The following is a 21,417-nucleotide window of genomic DNA, read 5'->3' as shown; positions in this document are numbered from 1 at the left end:
TGCGAAGCACGAAAAGTACTTTCGCGATCACTCTGTTTTTCAGTCCTCCGCGCAAACCTAGAGTAGCCACCGCTAACTATCGCGGAGAACGTCCCATGAAATACCTATCACTTGTCACCGCGCTCTGCCTCAGCGCGCAACTGTCCCAGGCCGATACCACCACGGTTGGCCAGAGCCCTTGGGGCAGTACCGACGAAATTGGCGCCCTGAACCGTATCACTCCAGAGTCGATCCTGAATGTCGTAAAGCGCGTGAAAAGCGGCAAAACCTACGACCTCAGTGTCGAGTACTACGTGGGCATGCCCAGCTACTACTTCCTGGGACAACCGCGCTATCAGATCTGGAACGTACACACCCCGCAAGGCACGATCGTTGACGATCCAAATGGCCTGGGCAAGGAGAAGAACAGCCTGATCAGCTACTCCGGGTCGGCCATCTCGATGTATGCCCACACCGGCACACACATCGACGCGCTCTCGCACTTCGGTCTCAAAGGAAAGATCTATAACGGCTTCGCCACTGATGAGCACCTGGGTGATCGCGGTTGGCACAAGGCCGGTATCGAGAACTATCCGCCGATAATCGCCCGCGGCATTCTACTTGACGTGGCGCGTTACAAAGGCGTCGAGGTACTTCCCGAGTCCTACGGCATCACTGTCGAGGATCTGCGTCAGACGGCCAAAGCACAGGGCATCCGCTTTGAGTCCGGTGATGTTGTGGTGGTACGTACCGGGCGCATGCAGTGGTTCAAGGAACCGGAACGTTACATGCACAACACCCCGGGCTTGACTCGCGAGTCGGCGGACTTCCTGGCAGAACAGGGTGCCGTGGTGATTGGTGTCGACAACATCAGCACCGATGTCTGGCCGTCCAAGGAAAAAGACAACTGGATTCCGGTGCACAGCTCAATGCTGTCGATCAAAGGCGTGCCGATCATGCAGAACGTCTATCTGGAGGAACTGGCCGCCGACAGGATCTACCAGTTCGCCTGGTTCGGCGCGCCGCTCAAGTTGCGCGGGGCTGATGGTGCACCGATGCGTCCGGTAGCCCTACCAATCGACTGACTCCCCAGAGGCTGCCATGCGGCCTCGACTTGCCGGCCTTCCTTGCACCAAAGGCTCTGCCATGAACTCGAACCGACAGCTGTTGGACATCTCCATCACTGCCTTGGCGCCCATCATCTGGGGCTGCACCTATCTGGTCACCAGCGAATGTCTGCCTGCCGACTACCCGCTGACCATGGCCCTGTTGCACGCCTTGCCCTCGGCCTGGCCCTTGAGCTTCTTCGGCGTGGCGACCTGATCGATGAAGTGCTCCAGCATGATCTCCGCCTTGGCCTCGGTGGCCTGCTTGATGATGCGGCTGGCCATGGCGCTATCACCCTCTTCGATCTGCAAACGCTCGGGCAACCAGGTGCTGTTCATCGGCTCGCGGTTCACGTATTTCAGGCAGCAGTGCAGGTAGCAGGCACGAATACGATTTTCCTGGCCCATATAGCGGCAGCCCTGTTGGACGAACAGGACCACGCAGGCATGCTCGTCGGTCTGCTGGAAAATCGCCGCCGGTAGTTGGTTGGGCTCGACCTGCGCCACCACCTTGTCGATGCCGCTGACCCACTCCTGGCAGATACCGATGCGATCATCGTCAGAGCGCCCAGCCAACGCGCAAGCCTTCGTACACGGCCTCCTCGGCAGTGCGAGGGGCCAGGCAGTCACCTATCAGGTGCAGTTCGGCGACCACATCGCGCAGGCTGGCTGCCAGTTCGTCCTGCGGCACATGCCCCAGGCTCAGCACCAATGTGTCGATACCCTCGAACAGCAGCGGCTCGCCACTGGTCGTGTGCTGCATATACAGCGTATCGCCATCCCCCCCATACAGGCGTGCGTAGGGGGTGACCGGGATCTGCAGGCGATGCAGCTCGGCGGCCAGGTCGTCACGCACGTACAACGGCAGCGTCTCGCCGGCATGAGTGCCGTTGACTGCCAGCTGCACATGACTGCCTTCGCGCGTCAGCAGCTCGGCGATCCCCGGGCCGATCCAGTCGCAGCGCCAGTCGGCCACCAGCACGCGCGCGCCAACCTTTACCTCGCGCCGCAGCACCTGCCAGGCATCGACCACCTGGAGGTCGCCGTCGAACAGCAGGTCGGGCACGTAGGGCCGTGCGCCGCTGGCCAGTATCACGGCGTCCGGTTGCACGGCCATCACCAAATTGCGCTCGACGCGGGTGTTCTTCACCACCTCGACGCCGGCCAGTGTCAGCTCACGCGCCAGGTTGGTGACGATACCGCCGAACTCGGCGCGGCGCGGCAACTGCTGGGCCAGCAGCGCCTGGCCGCCGAGCTGGGCGCTCGCCTCGTAGAGGGTGACCTGGTGACCGCGTTGCGCCGCGGTGATGGCGGCTTTCATTCCGCCCGGGCCGCCGCCGATGACCATCACCCGCTTGCGTCGCGCCGCCGGCCGCAGCGTGCCGTAGATCAGCTCGCGACCGGTTTCCGGGTGCTGGATGCAGGAAATCGGGTAGCCGCGATGGAAATGGCCGATGCACGCCTGGTTGCAGGCGATGCAGGCGCGGATGTCGTCCACCCGGCCCTGCTCGGCCTTGGCCGGCATCTGCGGGTCGCAGATCAGCGCGCGGGTCATGCCGCATGCATCGGCCTGGCCGGCGGCCAGCACGGCCTCGGCCTCGTGCGGCTGGTTGACCCGCCCGGCGATGAACACCGGGATGCTCAATGCGCGGCGCAATGCCCCGGCGTCGGTGGCCAGATAAGCATTGGCCACCGCCATCGGCGGCACGATGTGCACCGCGCCGCCCAGCGATGCGGAGGTGCCGGCGGTGACGTTGACGTAGTCGAGCAGCGGTTCGAGGCGCACGCAGGCGTCCAGCGTCTCGGCGGCGCTCAGCCCCTCCTCGTCGCGCTCGCCGCCACCGCAGATGCGCATGCCGATGACGAAGTCTTCGTCGGTGCAGGCGCGCATCTCGGCGAGTACCTCGCGCAGGAAACGCAGCCGGCCGTCCAGCTCGCCGCCGTACGCGTCCTCACGGCGATTGATCCGCGGGTTGAGGAACTGTGCCGGCAGATAACCGTGACTGGCCACCAGCTCGACCCCATCCAGCCCGGCATCACGCATGCGCCGCGCCGCCTGGCCATAGCCGGCGACGATCTGCCGTATCAACGCGCGGTCGAGGGCACGCGGCATTACGTGAAAACGCTCATTGGGTGACACCGACGGCGCCCAGGCCACCGCCAGCAGGCCGTCGGCACTCTCCATGATTTCCCGCCCGGGGTGGAACAGCTGGGAGAACACCCTGCAGCCGTGGCTGTGGCAGGCCTCGGCCAGGCGCCGATAACCCTCGATACAGGCGTCCTCGGTGGCCATCAGCATCTGCGAGGTGTAGCGAGCCGTCTCGTGCACGCCGGCAACCTGGGTGACGATCAGGCCGACGCCGCCACGGGCACGGGCCTCGTGGTAGGCCACCAGCGCGTCGTTGACCTGTCCGTCGGTGGGCAGGGTGGTGTCGTGGCCGGTGGAAATGATGCGGTTCTTCAGGCGTGCGCCACGAATCTGCAGCGGCAGGAACAGATGGGGAAACAACGTGCTGCTCATCAGGCGAGTTCTCCGGGCAGGGCAACGGACTGGAACGACTGCCAACAGACATTAGCCATAAATTTCCCCTTAGTAAAAAAATCTTTGTTTTTTTTACTAAGCCCAAGGACTGTCTCTTCCACCTGCGCGCCCGTGGAAAAATGCACAGGGTGCTGGTCTGTGTGAACCGCGCTCGATGACAGGCCAGGGTCCGGATCAATACCGGCAGCAACGTCGATCGGATCAACGTCAAGATGGCGATAAAGCCCTTCTGCGAGAGTGCCCCGGAGCAAGCTATGCGCCTCGGGGCCAGGGTATCGCCAACGAGCTACTGGCGGTCCGCGCTGCCCCGAGCAACGGCATGGTGCCGGCAGTCGCGGCGTGCTTTCCTGCCCCGGCATGCACCCTGCCACGGGGCACGTTGCCTGATGTCACGGTGGGCATTTCCCGCCATCGTCCGGGACAGATGCGCTATTGTTGCAGCCGGCAAACCGATATCCGACCCGTCCCCTGCTAAGCGTCAACCCGCAGGGTAGAGAGCAAGGCCTGCGCATGACCCACCCAATGCAAACCGACACCGGACTGTCGGCGACCGCCGACGACCTGACTGACAGCCCCTTTCTGGGCGAACGCATCCGTGGCCTGCGCAAGCGCCGCAAGATGACCCTGGTGCAGCTCGCCGAAAGCAGCAACCTCTCGCCAGGCTATATCAGCCAGATGGAACGCAACCTGGCCTTTCCGTCGATCGCCGCCCTGGTCAATATCGCCCGCAGCCTGGGCGTGACCGTACAGTGGTTCTTTGCCGGCGAGGAGCCGGTGCCCAGCGAGGAGCGCAATTACGTAGTGCGGCGCAACAACCGTCTGCGCCTTCAATACGACCAGGGCATCGTGGACGAACTGCTGACGCCGAAGATGAACCTGCAGCTGGAGATGCTCTACACCCGCATGCCACCGGGCTCGGAGAGCACCCAGAGCTACTCGCACGAGGGCGACGAGGTGGGCTTCGTGCTCAGCGGCCAGCTCGAGCTGTGGGTCGGCGAGCGTTACTTCCATCTGTTCGAGGGGGACAGCTGCGCCTTCTCGTCACGCGAGCCCCATCGCTACCGTAACCCCGGCAACAGTGAAACCATCGTGGTCTGGGCGATCAGCCCGCCGAGCTTCTGAAACGAACAGGCTCAACCCTGCGGCATCAGTGCGCTCCCCCGGACAGGCGAAGGCCACAGCATTGCCTCGTTCATTCGGCGGCCACCTGCTCCGGTTCCCTCGGCGCCGCGTAGTCGCGCCGCACCACGGCGTGCGCCAGCAGCCCCATCATAAAGACCGAAAGACCGTAACCAATCGACAGCAGATATGCGCCCAGCATGGTGTTACCTCTCAGGGTTGTCCCAGCGCCTGGCTGTAGGGAATCGCGTAGTAGTTGATCAGCAGGGCGGCGATCAGCAACCCGCTGGCCATCATCAGTCGCGGCACCAGCAGGGTGCCGCCCACCGTGGCGCTATCGCACTCCTCAACCGGTGTCCGATGGATCTGTGCGAGAAAGCTGCGCTCGGCATGGCTGACGGTACTGATGCGGCTGACCAGCAGGACGGCCAGCAGGCTGAGCACGCTGCCAACGATGAACGGATCCAGGTAGACCGGCAGGCTGATCACATCGAACTTGCGCAGGACGTTGGCGGTGATGTTGGCGACGAAGCCAACCACGATGCCCCAGAAAGCCGCAGAGGCGGTGATGCGCTTGCTCCAGATGCTCATGAAGGCCACCGCCCCCCACGAAGAGGCGAACAGGGTGCCGGCGAAATAGGTGATCCACATGATCGCTGACGGTTTGATGAAGGCGATGGCCAGACTGACCAGGCCGGCCGCCAGCATCACCAGTCTGCTGTAGCGCAGCTTCTCGGCATCACTGCCCGTGAGTTCGACGATGTCGTTGGTGGCGCTGAAACCGATCAGCGACAGGAAGGTCGAGCAAGACGACAGCGCCGCCGCCATGATGCCGATGATCAAAATGCTGCCCAGCCAACCGGGCATGACGTTCACGGCCGCCCAGATCACCGCCTTCTCTGGATTGTCGATCGCCGGGTTGAGCAGGTTGATCACCGCCCCCATCAGCATCAGCGCGATGTACAGCAGCATCAGAAGGAGCCCGGACCAGCAGGCCGAGCGGATCACCACGTGCTCGCTGCGCGCCATCAGGTAGCGACTGGTTTGCCACGGGCTGACTGCCACCACCCCGGCCCAGGCCACGCCGAGGATCAGCGCCCAGACCAACGAACTGGCATGCGAGGGCCAGTATGCCTTGTCACCTTCCAGGCCGTGCCAGGCGAGGATGCCTGGACGTTGTTCGAAGGTTGCCAGCGCGGTCACGGTCTGCTGTATGCCGCCGGTGGCGTCGACCAAGTAGCAGATCCCGAGGAAGGCCACTACGGTGAACATCAGGAACATCAGGGTATCGGTGAGCACCACCCCTTCCGACCCCGAATGGAGCGTGAACAGGGTGTAGCCGAACCACACCAGTAACAGCGCCTGCCAGTACTCGATACCGCCGATCTCGGAGACCAGCAGCGCAGCGCCCTGGGTAACCGCGATCAGATACGCGGTGATGCCGAGAATAGTGGTCAGCCCTGCGGTGCACTGCACCCGTCGCGAAGCGAAACGCTTGCCGAAATATTCGGGGATGGTCAGCGCCTCGCTACGGCGCACATAACGGCCGAAGAACAAGGCACCGACCACGTAACCCATGCTGTTGACCGCCGTCAGCGCCAGCATCAGGAAGGCGTAACCCTCATAGGCAAAGCCAGTTTCGGCCATGAACGCGTTGGTGCTCAGGAAGCTGGCCACCAGCGTACCGACGATCAACAGTGTCGGTGCGTTGCGGCCTGCCACGTAGTAGTCCTCGAGGCCCTTGACCCTGCGCCCGGCGTAATTGCCAATCGCAACGTAGATAGCGACGCTGACGAGTATCCCGATCAGATAAATACTCATACACCCTCCGCACATAAGCCCTGGCGCGCACCGCTGCGGGGGCAGTCGCCGGATGAGGTCGCCGGCCGTCCAGCGGCCTGGCAACAGGACGAGCCGTCGCCAGTAAGGCGCTGGTTCATGGACAGGAAGAGGGGTGCACGAGCAGTGCCGGGGCTTCGCGCAACGCCCGCGAGGGGGCAGGAATAGCTAGCCATGCTTGGACTCCTGCCGGGCGCTGGTGCGCGACGGCGATCGGGTACGCCATGAAGGCGTATTTATTTTTATTTGTAAAAAATCTCACATAAATTTTTACCAATGGCAACATATGTTTTGATTTTCATCTGACAACAATGAATGCCTTGCGAACACGACCAGGCCGCCACATGCCGGCAGCCAAGGCCCCAGGGGAGTGAGAAGCAGGCCGCGAGCCGCGTCGGCGCTCTTGGTGCTGGGCGACTCAGCCGTGCAGCAACGCCACGGTGACGCGTACCCTGGCCGAGCTGCGTGCAGCGCAAGCACCGGCAACTCGCCGAATGGCGGCAGTAGATCGACAGTTTCATGGCCTGCAACGAACAGCCACTGCTGCGCACTGCTGGCAACGTCAGCCGGAAGCAGGTGAACCAGTGGACGCATCAGCGTTCCCAGGCGTTCGACCAGCATCGTCGACAGGCGCAAGCCGCTGCCGGGGATAGCCAGGAATTTGCCGAGATGCAGCGCTTGGAGAAGCGCCTGAGCAGCAAGAAAAAGCCAGGTGACAGCAGGCCTACGGCACTCGGCCAGCCGTTGGAAATTGCTACGCCAGCATTTGAGGCGATTGGGTCACGAACCAAGCGCACATCCTGAGAAAGCCGATCCCAGCGGCGGCAAGATCCCTGATGACCTGGGCAGCAAGGCCCCTGAGTCAGATCACCCCCAAGGTCAGCGCCTTCAGGGTCGCCGCCGCGCGCGTCGAACACTGCAGCTTGCGGAACACACTCTCGACATGGGTGCGCACCGTACTCGGGCTGATGCCCAGGTCGCGCGCCACCTCCTTGTTGCTCGCCCCGCTGCTGATGCGCTGGAGGATCTGCGTCTCGCGTTCGCTGAGCAGGCCGTTGCCGGGCTTGCTGACCAGCGGCGCCTGCTCGCCGTGCGCAGCGCTGATCACCGCCTGGCAGGCGCGTGGGTCGAAGCGCCCGTGTTCGGCTTCATCGAGCAGTACGCGCGCGGCCTGCTCGTCGCTGAAGGCGGCGCGCCAGGGGCGCTCGCCGCGCAGTGCCAGCCAGGCCAGGGCGGCGCTCAGCAGGCGGTGTTCAGGGCTCAGGGCGTCGCCACTCAACGAGCGGAAATAGCCGCTGCCATCCAGACGTTCGTAGGCATGCGCGGCCAGTTGTCCAGCTTCGTTCAGGCCACCGATCTGGCTGCAGGCGCGGTGCGTCCAGTAGGGCACCAGGCGCACCGCCTCGAGATCACCGTCGAGCAGCGGGCCGGGCGTACTCCAGACGCGATTGGGCACTGCCGCCCGGCCCAGGCCGTGGATCAGCGCCGCCTTGGCGAGCAGTTCGATGCGCGGCTCGGGCAACCCCCATAGTCGACCGGCGTCGCGCACCAGGCTCGCGGCCTGGCGTGAATAGCCGGCCAGCCAGGGCAGTTTGAGGTCGATCACGTCGCCCACCAGGGTCAGGGAAACCTCCGCCCCGCCGACAGGCTGCACGCCCTCGGGTGTGCGCAGCGCTTGCAGCCAATCCGCTGCGTGGCGGCTGAGCAGATCGACGAGAGCAGCGGGATAACGGCGATCGCCCTGAGCGCCGATCCATTCAAGCGCCGCGTCCAGGCCGTGGGCGCGCGAGAGGATTTCCAGGTCGCCCGCCAACACGACCTGATACACCACCGGCGGGATATCGGGGTGACGCAGGCCCAGCGGGCGACCGCTGCCGTCGAAGCACTCGAAGATATGGCGCAGACCTCGCTCGACCTCCACCCCCAGCGCCAGGGTGCGGGCGATATCGCCGGCGATCTCGCAATGCACCTGGGCCAGCGGCGTGGTGCGCAGCATGGCGCGTTGGCCGGCGGCATCCAGGGTTTGTGCCAGCATGGCGCGGCGGCCGCCGACGTCGTCACCGAGCAGATGCATGAAGCCATCGGCGTTGGCGGTACAACCGGACCAACGCAGCAGCGCCACCTGCCGGGCCGCATCGATTTGCGCCTGATCGCCGCCACCGGCCTGCACCAGCCATTGCGCCAGGCGCGCGGTACGCCGCGACTGATCGATGGGCTGGCCCATGCTCAGGTCACCGACCATGGCCAGCGCCAGCATGACGTCTTCCAGCGCGACGGCGTCATTCACCTTGCAGCTCTCCTTTATTTGCAGGCCTCGGATAAACGACCGATACCGGGACACCGGCGCATTATCGACACTGAACTCCCCCAAGCACAGGAGATTCAATCATGTTCAATACCAAGCCGCTGATCCTCGCCCTCGCCATCGCCAGCCCCTTCTTCGCAGTCAATGCCCAGGCCGCCGACGCCAAGCCTTCGGTGGTGATCGTCCACGGCGCCTTCGCCGACGGCTCCGACTGGGCCAAGGTCGTGCCGCTGCTGCAGGATAAGGGCATCAAGGTGACCGTGGTGCAGAATCCGCTGACCTCGCTGGCCGACGACGTCGCTGCCACCCAGCGCGTGCTGAACAATCAGGATGGCGATGTGGTGCTGGTCGGCCACTCCTGGGGCGGCACGGTGATCAGCCAGGCTGGTGGCGACGACAAGGTGCGCAGCCTGGTCTATGTCGCGGCGTTCGCGCCGAATGCCGGCCAATCCACCGGCGAGGTGTACGGCGGCTATCCCACCGCGCCGGGCTCGAGCCAGATCGTGGCGGACAAGAACGGCTTCCTCTACCTGACGCCGCAAGGCATGGCCGCTGACTTCGCTCAGGACCTGCCTGCCAAGCAGACGGCGATCATGACCGCCACGCAGGGCCCGATCCGCGCGGCGGCCTTCGATGACCGCACCAGCGTCGCGGCCTGGAAGCAGAAGCCGTCCTGGTACCTCGTCGCCAGCGATGACCGCATGATCGTGCCGCAGATGCAGCGCGACTTCGCCAAGAAGATCGGTGCACAGACCACCGAGGTCGCCGCCAGCCACGTGCCGCAGCAGTCGCGCCCGGCCGATGTGGCCAAGGTGATCATTCAGGCGGTGGAGAAAACCCAGACCGCCGCCAAATAAGGACGCAGCCGCCTGAATGAAAAATGCCGCACCTTTACGGGTGCGGCATTTTTCGTTGCAGCGTGCCGATCAGTTCAGCGCATCACGGCTGTGCACGCCGTCGACCAAGCGCTGGATGCCCAGCGGGTTGGCGTTCTGCAGGGCCTCCGGCAGTACCTCGTCCGGGTAATTCTGGTAACACACCGGACGCAGGAAACGGTGGATCGCCAGGGTACCGACCGACGTACCGCGAGCGTCGGACGTTGCCGGGTACGGGCCACCATGGACCATGGAATCGCAGACTTCCACGCCAGTCGGGTAACCGTTGAGCAGCACGCGGCCGGCTTTGACTTCCAGCAGCGGCAGCAGGTCGCGGAAGGCGCTGAGGTCTTCACGCTCGGCGATCAGGGTCGCGGTCAGCTGGCCGTGCATGCTCTGCAGGGCACGGGTCAGCTCGGCGCTGTCGGCGACTTCGACGACGATGGTGGTCGGGCCGAAGACTTCTTCCTGCAGCAGGTGATCGCCTTCGAGCAGCATGCTCACGTCGGCCTTGAACAGCTGCGGCTGCGCCTGGTTGCCGGCCTGCTCGTTGCCCGCCAGGTGAGTGACCTTGGCATGGCCTTTGAGCTGCGCCACGCCACCGGCGTAGCTGCGCAGGGTGCCGGCGTTGAGCATGGTCTGCGCCGGCTGCGCGCCCATGGCATCGGCCAGGCCGGCGACGAACTCACTGAACTCGGCGCTGCGAATGCCGATGACCAGGCCTGGATTGGTGCAGAACTGACCACAACCCATCACCACCGAACCGGCCAGTTCCTTGGCCACGGTGGCGCCACGCGCCTTGAGGGCGCCCGGCAGGACTATCACCGGGTTGACGCTGGACATCTCGGCGAACACCGGGATCGGCTGCGGACGAGCAGCGGCCATGTCGCACAGGGCGCGGCCGCCCTTCAGCGAACCGGTGAAGCCAACAGCCAGGATGGCCGGGTGCTTGACCAGAAGCTCGCCGACACCGCCGCCAAAGATCATGTTGAACACGCCCTTGGGCATGCCGGTTTTCTCGGCCGCGCGGATCACCGCATCGGCCACGCACTCGGCAGTGGCCATGTGGCCGCTGTGCGCCTTGAACACCACCGGGCAACCGGCGGCCAGGGCCGACGCGGTGTCGCCACCGGCGGTGGAGAAGGCCAGCGGGAAGTTGCTGGCGCCGAACACGGCGACCGGGCCGACACCGATCTGGTACTGACGGATATCCGGGCGCGGCAGTGGCTGACGATCCGGCAGGGCGCGGTCGATGCGCGCACCGTAGAAGTCGCCACGACGCAGCACCTTGGCGAACAGGCGCATCTGGCCACTTGTACGACCACGTTCACCCTGGATGCGGGCAGCCGGCAGTGCGGTTTCGCGGCAGACCAGGGCCACGAAGTCATCACCGAGGGCATCGATCTCGTCGGCAATGGCCTCGAGGAACTCGGCGCGGCGCACGGCCGACAGGTTGCGATAGATCGGATAAGCGGCGGCAGCAGCCTGGGCGGCAGCGTCGACTTCTTCCGGCGTGGCCTGGATGAAGGTGTAGGGCAGCGCTTCACCGCTGCTGGCGTCGAGGCTCTTGTGCTCCACGGTGCCCGCAGCGCGGCGCTCACCGCCGATGTAATTGTGGCCAGTCAGACTCAGCATGGCGTTCTCCTGTCAGGAGGGACGGCGACGCCGCCCCGGGACAATGAATGAGGCCTCGACCTTTTGGGTCGAGGGGTGACAACTCTACTGCAGTTGTCAGACATATGATAAGTGATAACTTCGGCATTCGTCCCCTCATGAGGGCGCAATCCGCAATCCGCCGAACGGAATTTCGACCCGACAGCCTGCCGCCGGGCCGCAAAGGCCTTACAGCTGACGCACTCCGCCGACCTTCACGGCGGGCTGGTGCAGGCGAATGCCATTGCGCAGCGGCTCGCCCAGCGCATCGAGGCTGACCTCGAAGGTATCGCCCGGCTGCGCCTTGATGCCGTCGGCGAACGACAGCGTCGCGGTGCCGAAGAAGTGCACATGCACATCGCCGGGACGGAGGAACTGGCGGTACTTGAAGTGGTGGTACTCGAGGTTCTCCAGGCTGTGGCACATGTTGTCCTCACCGGAGAGGAACTCCTTCTCCCACAGCACCTGGTCGCCACGACGAATACGGCTGATGCCGGACAGATGACGCGGCAGCTCACCGATCAGCATTTCCGGGCCGAAGGAGCAGAAGCGCAGCTTCGAGTGGGCCAGGTACAGGTAGTTCTTGCGCTCGACCACATGGTCGGAGAACTCGTTGCCGAGGGCGAAGCCGATGCGATACGGCTGGCCATCGTCGCCAATCACATAGAGGCCGGTCAGCTCGGGCTCCTCACCGAAGTCTTCGGCGAAGTCGGGCACCGGGAAGTCCTCGCCGGGACGAACCACGATGCTACCGTCGCCTTTGTAGAACCACTCCGGCTGCGCGCCTTCGCTGCCTGCTGCCGGGCGACCGCCGGCCATGCCCCACTGAAACATCTGCATGGTGTCGGTGAGCTTGCCTTCGGCCTGCTGCGCCTCGACCTGCTGGTGCATCTTGTCGCGGGTGGAGGCGCTGCCCAGGTGGGTCAGACCGGTGCCAGACACCAGGCAGTGGGCCGGGTCGGCGTGATCCAGCGGCGCCAGCACGCGGCGCTGCTCGATCAGTTCGGCATAGGCCGGGCCAGGCTCGACGCCCAGGCGCTCGATCTCGGCGATCAGGCCATGGCCGTTACGGATCGCCTGCAGCGCCAGCTCACGGGTCGTGGCCACGCCCTTGACCACGCTGACGCGCGCCTCACCGACGACGCCGACCTGACGCTGGCCCTGCTCGTTCTCAAACTGAATCAGCCGCATTGCAGCACTCCTGCCGTTTTTTCTGTTGTTCTTGTGCGTCGCGATTGCGACGTTGCTGGCGGGCACTTTAAAAACTGCCCGCGGTGCTGCCTAATGAAAGCTTCTGATTAGCTGATAACTTTTCGTCATCCCCATGCTGCCACCGCTGACCTACATCGTTTCCCGTCTGCGTATTCGCCAGTTGCGGCTGCTGATTGCCCTCGACGAACTGGGCACGCTGCATCGCGCGGCCGAACGCATCGCCATCAGCCAGCCGGGTGCGACCAAGGCGCTGCACGAAATCGAGACGACCTTCGGTACGCCGCTGTTCACGCGTTCGGCACAGGGCCTGCAGGCCAATGACCTGGGGCGTTGCGTGATCCGCTATGCGCGGCTCATCCACTCGGATCTGGCGCACCTGCATGAGGAAATGCAGAGCATCCTGCAAGGTCATGGCGGCCACCTGGCGATCGGCACCATCGCCGGCTCGGTGCCGCTGATGCTGCGCGCACTCACCAGCCTGCGGCAGATGCAACCGGAGATTTCCGTGCAGATCGTCGAAGACATCAGCCCGCGCTTGCTCAAGCTGCTCGACGAAGGCCGCCTGGACCTGGCCATCGCCCGAACCAGCGGCAGCCAGCACCCGGACGACTACGAATGCCTGAGCCTGCACGCCGAACGCCTGGCGCTGGTGGCCGCGCCGCAGCATCCGCAGCAGGGCAACCCGGCACTGAGCCTGACCGATCTGAGCGGCTACAGCTGGGTGGTCTACCCCACCGGCACGCCGATGCGCACGGTGCTGGAGCGCGAGTTCGGCGAAGCCGGCCTGGAGTTTCCCCGCTACCCGCTGGAGACCTCCTCGACCTTCACCATGCTCAGCCTGCTGCAGGAAGACCCGCAGCTGGTGGCGGTGATGCCCCACTCCATCGCCTGCTCCAGCGAGGGCTTCGGCCTGCTGCGCCGCCTGCCACTGGACCTGCAGGCACGCAACGAGCCGTGCTCGATCATCCACCGCCGCGGCAGCAGCCTGTCGCCGCTGGCAAGCCTGCTGCTGGAGCACCTGCGCAGCGAGCAGCAGGCGCTGGGCTAGGGGCCAGTCAGGCCCGCTGGCGGCGGGCCAGGTTGTCGATGAAAGCCAGCAGGCCGAAGGTCCAGGGCGCCAGCGCACTGCTGTGCTGCACCCGATTGTGCAGGCCACCGAGCTGGCGACTACTGATGCTGACGTGATCGCCCAGCTTGTGGGTGAAGCCGTTGCCCGGCTGGTCACGATCCTCGGTCGGGGCGAACAGCGTGCCCAGGTACAGCAGGAAGCCGTCCGGGTACTGGTGGTTGGCGTTGAGCGTCTGAGCGACGATATCCAGCGGATCGCGGCTGATCTGGTTCATGCTGCTGCGGCCCTTGAGCACGAAGCCCTCATCGCCCTCGACATGCAGATCGACCTCGGCATTGCGCACGTCGTCGATGCTGAAGCTCTGGTCGAACAGGCGGATGAACGGACCGATGGCGCACGAACCATTGTTGTCCTTGGCCTTGCTCAGCAGCAGCGCACTGCGGCCCTCGAAATCACGCAGATTGACGTCATTGCCGAGGGTCGCACCGAGCACCTGGCCACGGCTGTTGACCACCAGCACCACTTCCGGCTCCGGGTTGTTCCAGGCCGAGCCAGGATGAATGCCGATGTCCATGCCGCTCCCGACGGCCGCCAGCACCGGCGCCTTGGTGAACACTTCGGCGTCCGGGCCGATGCCCACTTCCAGGTACTGCGACCACAGGCCCTTTTCCAGCAGCAGCGCCTTGAGACGCTGGGCATTCTCCGAACCGGGCACGATGCTGCGCAGATTATCGCCAATCAACTCACGCACCTGAGCACGGATTTCCTCGGCGCGCTGCGGGTCACCGCCGGCACGCTCCTCGATCACCCGCTCGACCATGCTGGCGGCGAAGGTCACGCCGGCAGCCTTGATCACCTGCAGATCGGCCGGTGCCAGCAGGGTCGGCCGACCGACGTCACGCTGGCTGCCGCTGTTGGCCAGCAGCTCGGCGACACTGCACAGGCGCCGGGCGCGGCTGTCATGCACGCGCACGGCCAGGTCTTCCAGCTCGCACAGTCCGGCCAGGGTGGGTGACAGCGGGCTGAGGTCGAACACGCCATCTTCATGCAGCAGCACCGGAACCGGCCCGGCCAAGTCGCCAGGGAGCCAGACGCGGGCGATCAAGGTGCCGGCGAGGCCGTCTTCGGGAAGCGTGTTTTCGGGGGTGAGGATCAGGGGGCGGGCCATGGGCGGACTCTTGAATTGTTGTTGGGACGCGACCGCATGGCACCCCAAATGGATGCCCGGCCGCTGCTGTGCGACCATAGCCAAGCGTTCGTGCACTCGACCAATGACGAATCGTCAACGCCCGATACACACTGGTTATCGCACCGCCTCACAGGGAGTTCCGTAGTCGTGAGCCTGAACAAGCTGCCCACCCTGCATAACTGGCTGCGCCTGCGCCATCTGCAACTGATAGAAACCCTCGCCGACACCGGCAACATGCACGCCACGGCGCAGCAGATGGGCCTCAGCCAACCGGCAGTGAGCAAGATGCTGCGCGAGATCGAGCAGATGTTCGACTTCGCCCTGTTCGACCGTCAGCCACGCGAGCTGGTGGCCACCGAGCTCGGCCTGACGGTGATCGCCTATGCCCGGCGCACGCTCAACGACTGCCAGCACTTCGCCCAGGAGCTCGATACCCTGCGCCAGGGTGGCTATGGCCATCTGCGCGTCGGCGCGATCTTCGCCGCTACCGCCCAGGTCGTGCCGAAGACCCTGTTGCAGCTCAAAAGCCAGCGCCCGCTGCTGACCATCGAACTGGTCGAGCACACCAGCGACTACCTGCTGCAGATGCTCCTGCACAAGCAGCTGGACCTGGCCATCGGCCGCTTCACCGAGCCGCGTCAGCAGGAACATTTCAGTTATCAGGAAGTCGCCAGTGAACCCTTCCTGCTCTGCGCCGACCCGGCCCATCCACTGGCCCGCGAAGCGACGCCGAGTGCACGTGATCTGGAGCAGTGGCCCTGGGTGGTGTACCCGTACAACACCCCTCTGCGGCGGATGATCGAGCAAGCCTTCAACGATGCCGGCATCCGCTTCCCGCTCAACCGGGTGGAAACCGCCTCGGTGCAATCGACCCTGCACCTGCTGCATCACAGCCAGGCGCTGGCGCTGCTGCCAGAGGCCATCGTTCTGCAGCAGGTCGCGCTGGGACAGCTGGTTCTCCTGCAACCGCCGCTACAGACGCCATCGCTCGGCTATGGCCTGCTGCGACGCAAGGACGAGCCGCTGTCGGCCAACGCCACCGAGTTCTGCGAGGCGCTGCACAACGTGCTCGGCAAACCCAGATAACTCCTCGTTATGGGTTGATTACTAAGCCTCATTAGACAGTCCGGCTTGTCAGACAATAGTGTGCAGGCCATGCCCAACCCTCTGGCGCGGGCTATCGCGACCGAGCCAACGCAGCAACGGCGCGATCACTGACAATAATTTCAATAGGTGACATCCATGCTTTCCACCCAGGCTGGCGCTGCGCGCCGCACCCTCAAATCCCTCCTGCTCTGTGCCCTGCTGGTCTCGCCCATGGCCATGGCGGCTTACCCGGAAAAGCCCATCCAATTGATCGTGCCCTGGGCTGCCGGCGGTGGCAGCGATGCGGCGGCGCGCGGTATCGCAGCGGCTCTGGAGAAGGAACTGGGCGTCACCATCAACGTGGTCAACCGTGCAGGCGGCAACGGCGTCGTCGGCCACAGCGTGATGGCAACCGCCAAGCCGGACGGCTATACGCTGGGCTTCATCACCGGCGAACTGAACATGATGCACTGGCAGGGTCTGACCAAGCTGACCTACAAGGACTACACCCCGATAGCCATGACCAACTATGACTATCCGGGCGTACAGGTCGCGGCAGATGCGCCGTACAACAGCGTTGGCGAACTGCTGGAAACCATTCGCAACGAACCCAGGGGCACCATCAAGGCATCGGGCACCGGCCTGGGCGGCATCTGGCACGTGGCCTTCTCCGGCCTGCTGCTGGAGCAGGGCATCGACCCGCAGAAGATTACCTTCGTGCCGAGCCAGGGCGCGGCACCGGCCATGGTCGAACTGGCGGCCGGCAGCATCCAGCTGGTGCCGACCTCGGTGCCGGAAGCCCGCTCGATGATCGACGCCGGCAAGGCCAAAGGCCTGGCCATTCTCTCGCCCGAGCGCAACCCGGCCTTCCCGGACATCCCGACGCTCAAGGAAAGCCTGGGCAGTGATTACTCCCTGGGCGAATGGCGCGGTATCGCCGGGCCCAGGAACCTGCCGCCGGAAATCGTCGCCACCCTCGAAGCAGCGCTGGAGAAAGCCTACAAGTCCGACATGTATCAGGACTACATGCGCAAGCTGGGCTTCGGTGCGGAGTGGCGCAACACCGCCGACTTCAATGCCTTCCTCGAGGAAAACAACACCTACATGGGCGGCATCATCGAAAAGATCGGCATGAAGAAGTAAGCCCGACGTTCGATACGGCGCCCCTTCGGGGGTGCCGTTTGCCTTTACTCGGTTGCATGAGAGTTCATCCATGAAAGACCTTCTGTTCGGTCTGATCTTCATCGCCCTGGGCCTGGGTGTGTGGCTGATGGCCCGCGAGTTTCCGGTAGTGCCCGGCATGCAGTACGGTGCCGATTTTTTCCCCACGCTGATCGCCATCGGCATGGCCGGTGGGGGGGCGTTGCTCAGCTTCAGCGCCCTGCGTCAGCTGCGCAGCGAAGGCCCTGATGGCAAACCCGGTTCTGGTCTGCCGTCACTGGCCGTGCTGCTGCCTTGCGCACTGGTCGTGGCCTACATCTACCTCAGCGAAGTCATCGGCGCTGCCCCGATGATGCTGTTGATCATGCTGACGCTGCTGATCCAGCGTGGCGTACGCCTGATGCCATCGCTGGTCATCAGCCTCGTGGCCACCGCAGTCATCAGTCTCTCCTTCGGTCACCTGCTCAAGGTTCCATTGCCCATCGGGCCCCTAGGTTTCTGAGGAGCCATCCATGAACGCGTTACTCGACGGCATTCTGCTCGTCTTCAATTTCCAGACGCTGCTGGTGATCCTGCTGGCCGCTCTGTTCGGTGTCTTCGTCGGCGCCATTCCGGGCCTGTCCGCCACCATGGCTGTCGCGCTGCTGGTTCCGATCACTTTCGCCATGGACCCGACCGCTGCCATTGCGGCAATCATCACCACCGCGGCCATGGCCATCTTCGCCGGCGACATTCCAGGCACCTACCTGAACATCCCGGGTACACCTGCCTCTGCCGCCTATGTTGCCGACTCTGCGGCGCTTGGCAGGGCGGGACGAGCGCGTGAAGCACTGGGCCTGAACCTTACCTGCTCGGTGATCGGGGGCCTGACCGGAACACTGGTGCTGGTCATGATCGCCCCTTCCCTGGCCGAATTCGCCCTCAACTTCAGCTCTTACGAATATTTCTGGCTGGCCGTACTCGGCCTGGGCAGCGCGGTGTTCATCTCCACCGGCTCGGCGGTAAAGGGTTTCCTGTCGCTGATGGTCGGCCTGCTGCTGGCCACCGTCGGCCTGGATATGGTCACCGGCGCGCCGCGCTTCACCTTCGATGTGCCCGACCTGATGGGGGGCATCAACTTCATCCCGGTGATGATTGGTTTCTTCGCCATGTACGAGGTGATGAAGCTCTATTCCATCCCCCGCGACAAAGCCAACGGGCAGGATGCGACGCAAACCATCGCCCCCCAGCATGGCAGCGTCTTCGGCCTGGTGCCGACGCACCTCAAGCGCTACTGGAAGAACGTGATTCGCGGCAGCAGCCTGGGCGCCTTCATCGGCGCGCTGCCCGGTGCCGGCGCGGACATAGCCGCCTGGATCTGCTACGCCGTCAGCAAGAAGCGCTCGAAGACCCCCGAAGCCTACGGCAAAGGCCATGTCGAAGGGTTGGTGGATGCGGGCTCCGCGAACAATTCGGCCGTCGCGGGTGCCTGGGTCCCGGCGCTGGTGTTCGGCATTCCGGGCGACTCGATCACCGCCATCGTCATTGGCGTGCTGTACATGAAGGGCATGAACCCCGGCCCGACCATCTTCATGGACAACAGCGCCATGGCTTACGGTCTGTTCACCGCGTTCTTCGTCGCCAACCTGATCCTGTTGCCGATCGGTTACCTGGCGATCCGCAGTGCCCATATCTTCGCGGTGACGCCGACACGTGTGCTGATGCCGATCATCCTGTGCTTCTGCATCGTCGGTGCCTTCGCCATCAACAACAGCCTCACCGACGTGTGGATCATGCTGATCTGCGGCGTCGCTGCCTACCTGATCGCCACCGCCAACTTTCCCATCGCCCCCGCGATTCTGGGCCTGGTGCTGGGCAACATTCTCGAAACCAACTTCATGACCTCGATGATCAAGGCCGACGGCAATCTGCTGGCCTTCGTCGAGCGCCCGATCAGCATCGGTCTGGCCCTGCTGGTACTGCTGGTGGCCCTGTTCCCGGTGCTCGCCAGGTACTGGCGCATGCGCTATCCGCGCGCCCTGTCCTCACCCAAGGAAGCCATCGAATGAGCCGCATCGCCCCGGAACAACTGGAACACTTCATCAATCAGCTCTTTCTCGGGGCAGACGTCAGCCCCGACGTCGCCACGGTGGTCAGCCGCGTGCTGGTCGAAGGCGACCTGCTCGGTCATCACACCCACGGCGTGAAACTGACCCAGGGCTACCTCAAGGACCTGCGCGCAGGCCAGGCCAAAGGCAACGCCGAAAGCCTGCAGGTCATCCGCCAGACGCCGGCGGCACGGCTCTACGACGCCGCTTACCTGCTCGGCCCGTACTGCGTCGAACAGGCGCTGGACTTCACCGCCGAGGCCGCGCGTACCTTCGGCATCGGCGTCGCGAGCATCCGCCGCTCGCACCATATCGCCTGCCTGGCCGCCTACCTGCAACGCTATACCGAACAGGATCTGATCGCGCTGGTGCTGACCTCCGATCCGGCGGTGGCCTCCGTGGCGCCGCACGGCGGTCTCGACCCGGTATATACGCCCAACCCGCTGGGCATCGGCATTCCCACCGGCGAGAAGCCGATTCTCATCGACGTCAGCATGTCGACCATCACCAATGGCCTGGTGAACAAGACTCACCAGGCCGGCGGCCAGCTGGAACACGCCGCGCTGATCGGCCCGGATGGCCAACCGACCCGCGATACAGCGGCCTACTTCGGCACGCCGCCGGGCGCGATCCTGCCGCTGGGCAGCCTGGAGTTCGGCCACAAGGGCTTCGCCCTCGGCACCATGATCGAGGCGCTGACGGCGGGGCTGGGTGGTTTCGGCCGCAAGGATGGGGTCAAGCAATGGGGCGCTGCGGTGACCGTACTGACCTTCGACCCAGCGTTCTTCGGTGGCGTCGATGAACTGAAAGCGGAGATGGATCACTTCGTCGGTGCGTGCCTGGAAAGCCGCCCGCGGGTGGCGCAAAACCCGGTGCGCATGCCGGGTCATGCTGGCATCGCGCGCCGCGCCAAAGCCTTCGAGCAAGGGCTGGAGTTGCCGGACGATGTGCTGGCGGCGTTGCGTGGAGCAGCGAGCGAAGCCGGTTACGAATACCCCTTCTGATAGCGCAAAGAGCGCTCGGATAGGCTCACCGAAACGTAGCAACAACCGGGACGTAGATGACTCAGCTCTCGTCCCGGAAATTCCCCGGCACGCCCACCGTGATCAGTGGACGAGCAATTCAGACTGACGATCGCTCCACCGGCGGCAACAGCTGCGCACTCTCGCGCAACAGAGCCAACACGCTCCTGGCGGCAGGAGACAGCAGTTCCTCGTTCTTGGTGATGATGCCGTAGGCCATCAGGTTGCGGTTGAGGTCCTCCTCTATTCCGGCATCCAGTTTGGCGATCGCCAGCATGCCGTAACGCGCATAGTGCGCCACCACCTCACGCGGCAGCACGGTAAGCATGTCGTTCTGCTCAAGCAGCGTGGTCACCATCAACAGGTTTTCAGCATTCACCACCTTGCTCGGCGGGTACATGCCGACGTGCTGGAAAAGAGCGTCGAACTCATGCCGCAGCACGCTACCGGAAGGCGGCAGCACCCAATCGGCAGCGTGCAGGTCCTCGCGCGACAGTACGTGGTTGATCAGTCCTGCCCGCGCACAGACGCACAGCGGCTCCTTGTACAGGGGCTCGAAACACATGCCGCTCTGGGCGCTGTCGGCAAAGAAACGCGCGACCAGAAAATCCAGTTCGCCATCGTTGAGAATCGCCATCAGATCGAGGCTCGACCCCGTACGAATACTCAATTCCAGATTCGGGTGGCTCTGCTTGACTCGTCGCGTCAGCTCCGGGAGCAGCTCGGCACAGGGCGTGAGAATGGTGCCGATGCGCACGTGCCCGCGTTGCCCGCCGCGCATCGCACAGACCTCATCGAAGGCATCCTCGAGGCTGGTCTGGATGCGCCGTGCATGACGAATCATCGCCTCGCCATAGAGCGTCGGCACCACGCCACGGGCATGGCGCTCGAACAGGGCGACCTCGAGGCCGTCCTCCAGCTCCTTGAGCAACTTGGAGATGGCCGGCTGGGAGATTCCCAGACCTTCGGCGGCACGGTTGAGGTTGCCGGTATCACCCAGCGCCACCAACAAGGGAATGTGCCGACTCTTCAGCCGGGCCCGGACAAACCAACTGCTATTGAGAGGTTTCATAAAGAATCAGGTATATCCATTTGGATATGGAGATGGCGCAATTACATATTTGTTGATGATCCCTCGTCTGTCTACTCTCTACCCTCAGAATTACAGATGCC

The 21,417-nt window shown here is 64.2% G+C and carries 19 protein-coding genes; 10 read left to right on the top strand and 9 right to left on the bottom strand.

All coding sequences use genetic code 11. From position 1 onward, the window contains the following. Positions 1 to 95 precede the first annotated feature (95 nt). The gene (locus tag ACN0X6_RS03400) at positions 96 to 1,064 is read left to right on the top strand and encodes a cyclase family protein (protein WP_417702109.1); all 969 of its coding nucleotides are present in this window, start codon (positions 96 to 98) and stop codon (positions 1,062 to 1,064) included. Between the two features lie 162 nt (positions 1,065 to 1,226). Here the strand turns inward: ACN0X6_RS03400 and ACN0X6_RS03395 are convergent, their stop codons facing one another. Both ACN0X6_RS03395 and ACN0X6_RS03390 read right to left on the bottom strand, forming a co-directional pair. After that, entirely contained in the window at positions 1,227 to 1,661 is a 435-nt protein-coding gene (locus ACN0X6_RS03395) for a hypothetical protein (RefSeq protein ID WP_417702107.1), read from the bottom strand. Beyond that, complete coding sequence (locus tag ACN0X6_RS03390; RefSeq protein WP_417702105.1) at positions 1,645 to 3,606, bottom strand: FAD-dependent oxidoreductase; 1,962 nt, start codon at positions 3,604 to 3,606, stop codon at positions 1,645 to 1,647. Before ACN0X6_RS03390 ends, ACN0X6_RS03395 begins: the two co-directional genes overlap by 17 nt. Before the next feature lie 543 nt (positions 3,607 to 4,149). Between ACN0X6_RS03390 and ACN0X6_RS03385 the strand changes: the two genes are divergently transcribed. Then, positions 4,150 to 4,749 (top strand): cupin domain-containing protein, encoded by a 600-nt coding sequence (locus ACN0X6_RS03385; protein ID WP_417702333.1) that lies wholly within the window; start codon positions 4,150 to 4,152, stop codon positions 4,747 to 4,749. Between the two features lie 70 nt (positions 4,750 to 4,819). Here ACN0X6_RS03385 and ACN0X6_RS03380 read toward each other — a convergent pair whose 3' ends face one another. Further along, complete coding sequence (locus ACN0X6_RS03380; protein ID WP_417702103.1) at positions 4,820 to 4,948, bottom strand: hypothetical protein; 129 nt, start codon at positions 4,946 to 4,948, stop codon at positions 4,820 to 4,822. Positions 4,949 to 4,959: 11 nt separating this feature from the next. Further along, positions 4,960 to 6,567: a sodium:solute symporter family protein gene (locus ACN0X6_RS03375; protein WP_417702101.1), complete on the bottom strand. Its 1,608-nt coding sequence runs from the start codon at positions 6,565 to 6,567 to the stop codon at positions 4,960 to 4,962. 537 nt (positions 6,568 to 7,104) lie between these two features. On the opposite strand from ACN0X6_RS03375, the gene ACN0X6_RS03370 reads away from it, so the two are divergent. Next, positions 7,105 to 7,389, top strand: a complete 285-nt coding sequence (locus ACN0X6_RS03370) for a hypothetical protein (protein ID WP_417702100.1) — start codon at positions 7,105 to 7,107, stop codon at positions 7,387 to 7,389. A 58-nt stretch (positions 7,390 to 7,447) separates the two neighbouring features. On the opposite strand, the gene ACN0X6_RS03365 is transcribed toward ACN0X6_RS03370, so the two are convergent. Next, the gene (locus tag ACN0X6_RS03365) at positions 7,448 to 8,872 is read right to left on the bottom strand and encodes an HD domain-containing phosphohydrolase (protein WP_417702098.1); all 1,425 of its coding nucleotides are present in this window, start codon (positions 8,870 to 8,872) and stop codon (positions 7,448 to 7,450) included. A gap of 101 nt (positions 8,873 to 8,973) precedes the next feature. Between ACN0X6_RS03365 and ACN0X6_RS03360 the strand changes: the two genes are divergently transcribed. Then, positions 8,974 to 9,747, top strand: a complete 774-nt coding sequence (locus ACN0X6_RS03360) for an alpha/beta fold hydrolase (protein WP_417702097.1) — start codon at positions 8,974 to 8,976, stop codon at positions 9,745 to 9,747. A gap of 69 nt (positions 9,748 to 9,816) precedes the next feature. On the opposite strand, the gene ACN0X6_RS03355 is transcribed toward ACN0X6_RS03360, so the two are convergent. Next, positions 9,817 to 11,400, bottom strand: a complete 1,584-nt coding sequence (locus ACN0X6_RS03355; protein ID WP_417702095.1) for an aldehyde dehydrogenase (NADP(+)) — start codon at positions 11,398 to 11,400, stop codon at positions 9,817 to 9,819. 207 nt (positions 11,401 to 11,607) lie between these two features. Next, a complete protein-coding gene (gene araD1, locus ACN0X6_RS03350; RefSeq protein ID WP_417702093.1) occupies positions 11,608 to 12,609 on the bottom strand; it encodes an AraD1 family protein in 1,002 nt (333 codons plus the stop codon). A gap of 133 nt (positions 12,610 to 12,742) precedes the next feature. Here araD1 and ACN0X6_RS03345 point away from each other — a divergent pair, with 133 nt between their 5' ends. After that, complete coding sequence (locus tag ACN0X6_RS03345; protein ID WP_417702092.1) at positions 12,743 to 13,678, top strand: LysR family transcriptional regulator; 936 nt, start codon at positions 12,743 to 12,745, stop codon at positions 13,676 to 13,678. 7 nt (positions 13,679 to 13,685) lie between these two features. Here ACN0X6_RS03345 and ACN0X6_RS03340 read toward each other — a convergent pair whose 3' ends face one another. Then, on the bottom strand, positions 13,686 to 14,867 hold the full coding sequence (locus ACN0X6_RS03340) for a fumarylacetoacetate hydrolase family protein (protein ID WP_417702090.1): 1,182 nt from the start codon (positions 14,865 to 14,867) through the stop codon (positions 13,686 to 13,688). 168 nt (positions 14,868 to 15,035) lie between these two features. Between ACN0X6_RS03340 and ACN0X6_RS03335 the strand changes: the two genes are divergently transcribed. From ACN0X6_RS03335 to ACN0X6_RS03315, 5 genes are all read left to right on the top strand, one after another. Beyond that, on the top strand, positions 15,036 to 15,974 hold the full coding sequence (locus ACN0X6_RS03335) for a LysR family transcriptional regulator (RefSeq protein WP_417702088.1): 939 nt from the start codon (positions 15,036 to 15,038) through the stop codon (positions 15,972 to 15,974). Positions 15,975 to 16,130: 156 nt separating this feature from the next. Further along, on the top strand, positions 16,131 to 17,117 hold the full coding sequence (locus ACN0X6_RS03330) for a tripartite tricarboxylate transporter substrate binding protein (protein WP_417702086.1): 987 nt from the start codon (positions 16,131 to 16,133) through the stop codon (positions 17,115 to 17,117). A gap of 70 nt (positions 17,118 to 17,187) precedes the next feature. Next, positions 17,188 to 17,637 (top strand): tripartite tricarboxylate transporter TctB family protein, encoded by a 450-nt coding sequence (locus ACN0X6_RS03325; protein WP_417702084.1) that lies wholly within the window; start codon positions 17,188 to 17,190, stop codon positions 17,635 to 17,637. A 10-nt stretch (positions 17,638 to 17,647) separates the two neighbouring features. Next, positions 17,648 to 19,183, top strand: a complete 1,536-nt coding sequence (locus ACN0X6_RS03320) for a tripartite tricarboxylate transporter permease (RefSeq protein ID WP_417702082.1) — start codon at positions 17,648 to 17,650, stop codon at positions 19,181 to 19,183. Beyond that, positions 19,180 to 20,226, top strand: a complete 1,047-nt coding sequence (locus tag ACN0X6_RS03315) for an Ldh family oxidoreductase (protein WP_417702080.1) — start codon at positions 19,180 to 19,182, stop codon at positions 20,224 to 20,226. Before ACN0X6_RS03320 ends, ACN0X6_RS03315 begins: the two co-directional genes overlap by 4 nt. Before the next feature lie 118 nt (positions 20,227 to 20,344). Here ACN0X6_RS03315 and ACN0X6_RS03310 read toward each other — a convergent pair whose 3' ends face one another. Next, entirely contained in the window at positions 20,345 to 21,316 is a 972-nt protein-coding gene (locus ACN0X6_RS03310; RefSeq protein WP_417702078.1) for a LysR substrate-binding domain-containing protein, read from the bottom strand. Positions 21,317 to 21,417 lie beyond the last annotated feature (101 nt).

It is taken from the genome of Pseudomonas sp., assembly GCF_048269965.1.
Taxonomy (GTDB): Bacteria; Pseudomonadota; Gammaproteobacteria; order Pseudomonadales; family Pseudomonadaceae; genus Aquipseudomonas.
This window is presented reverse-complemented; position numbering and strand designations above follow the sequence as displayed.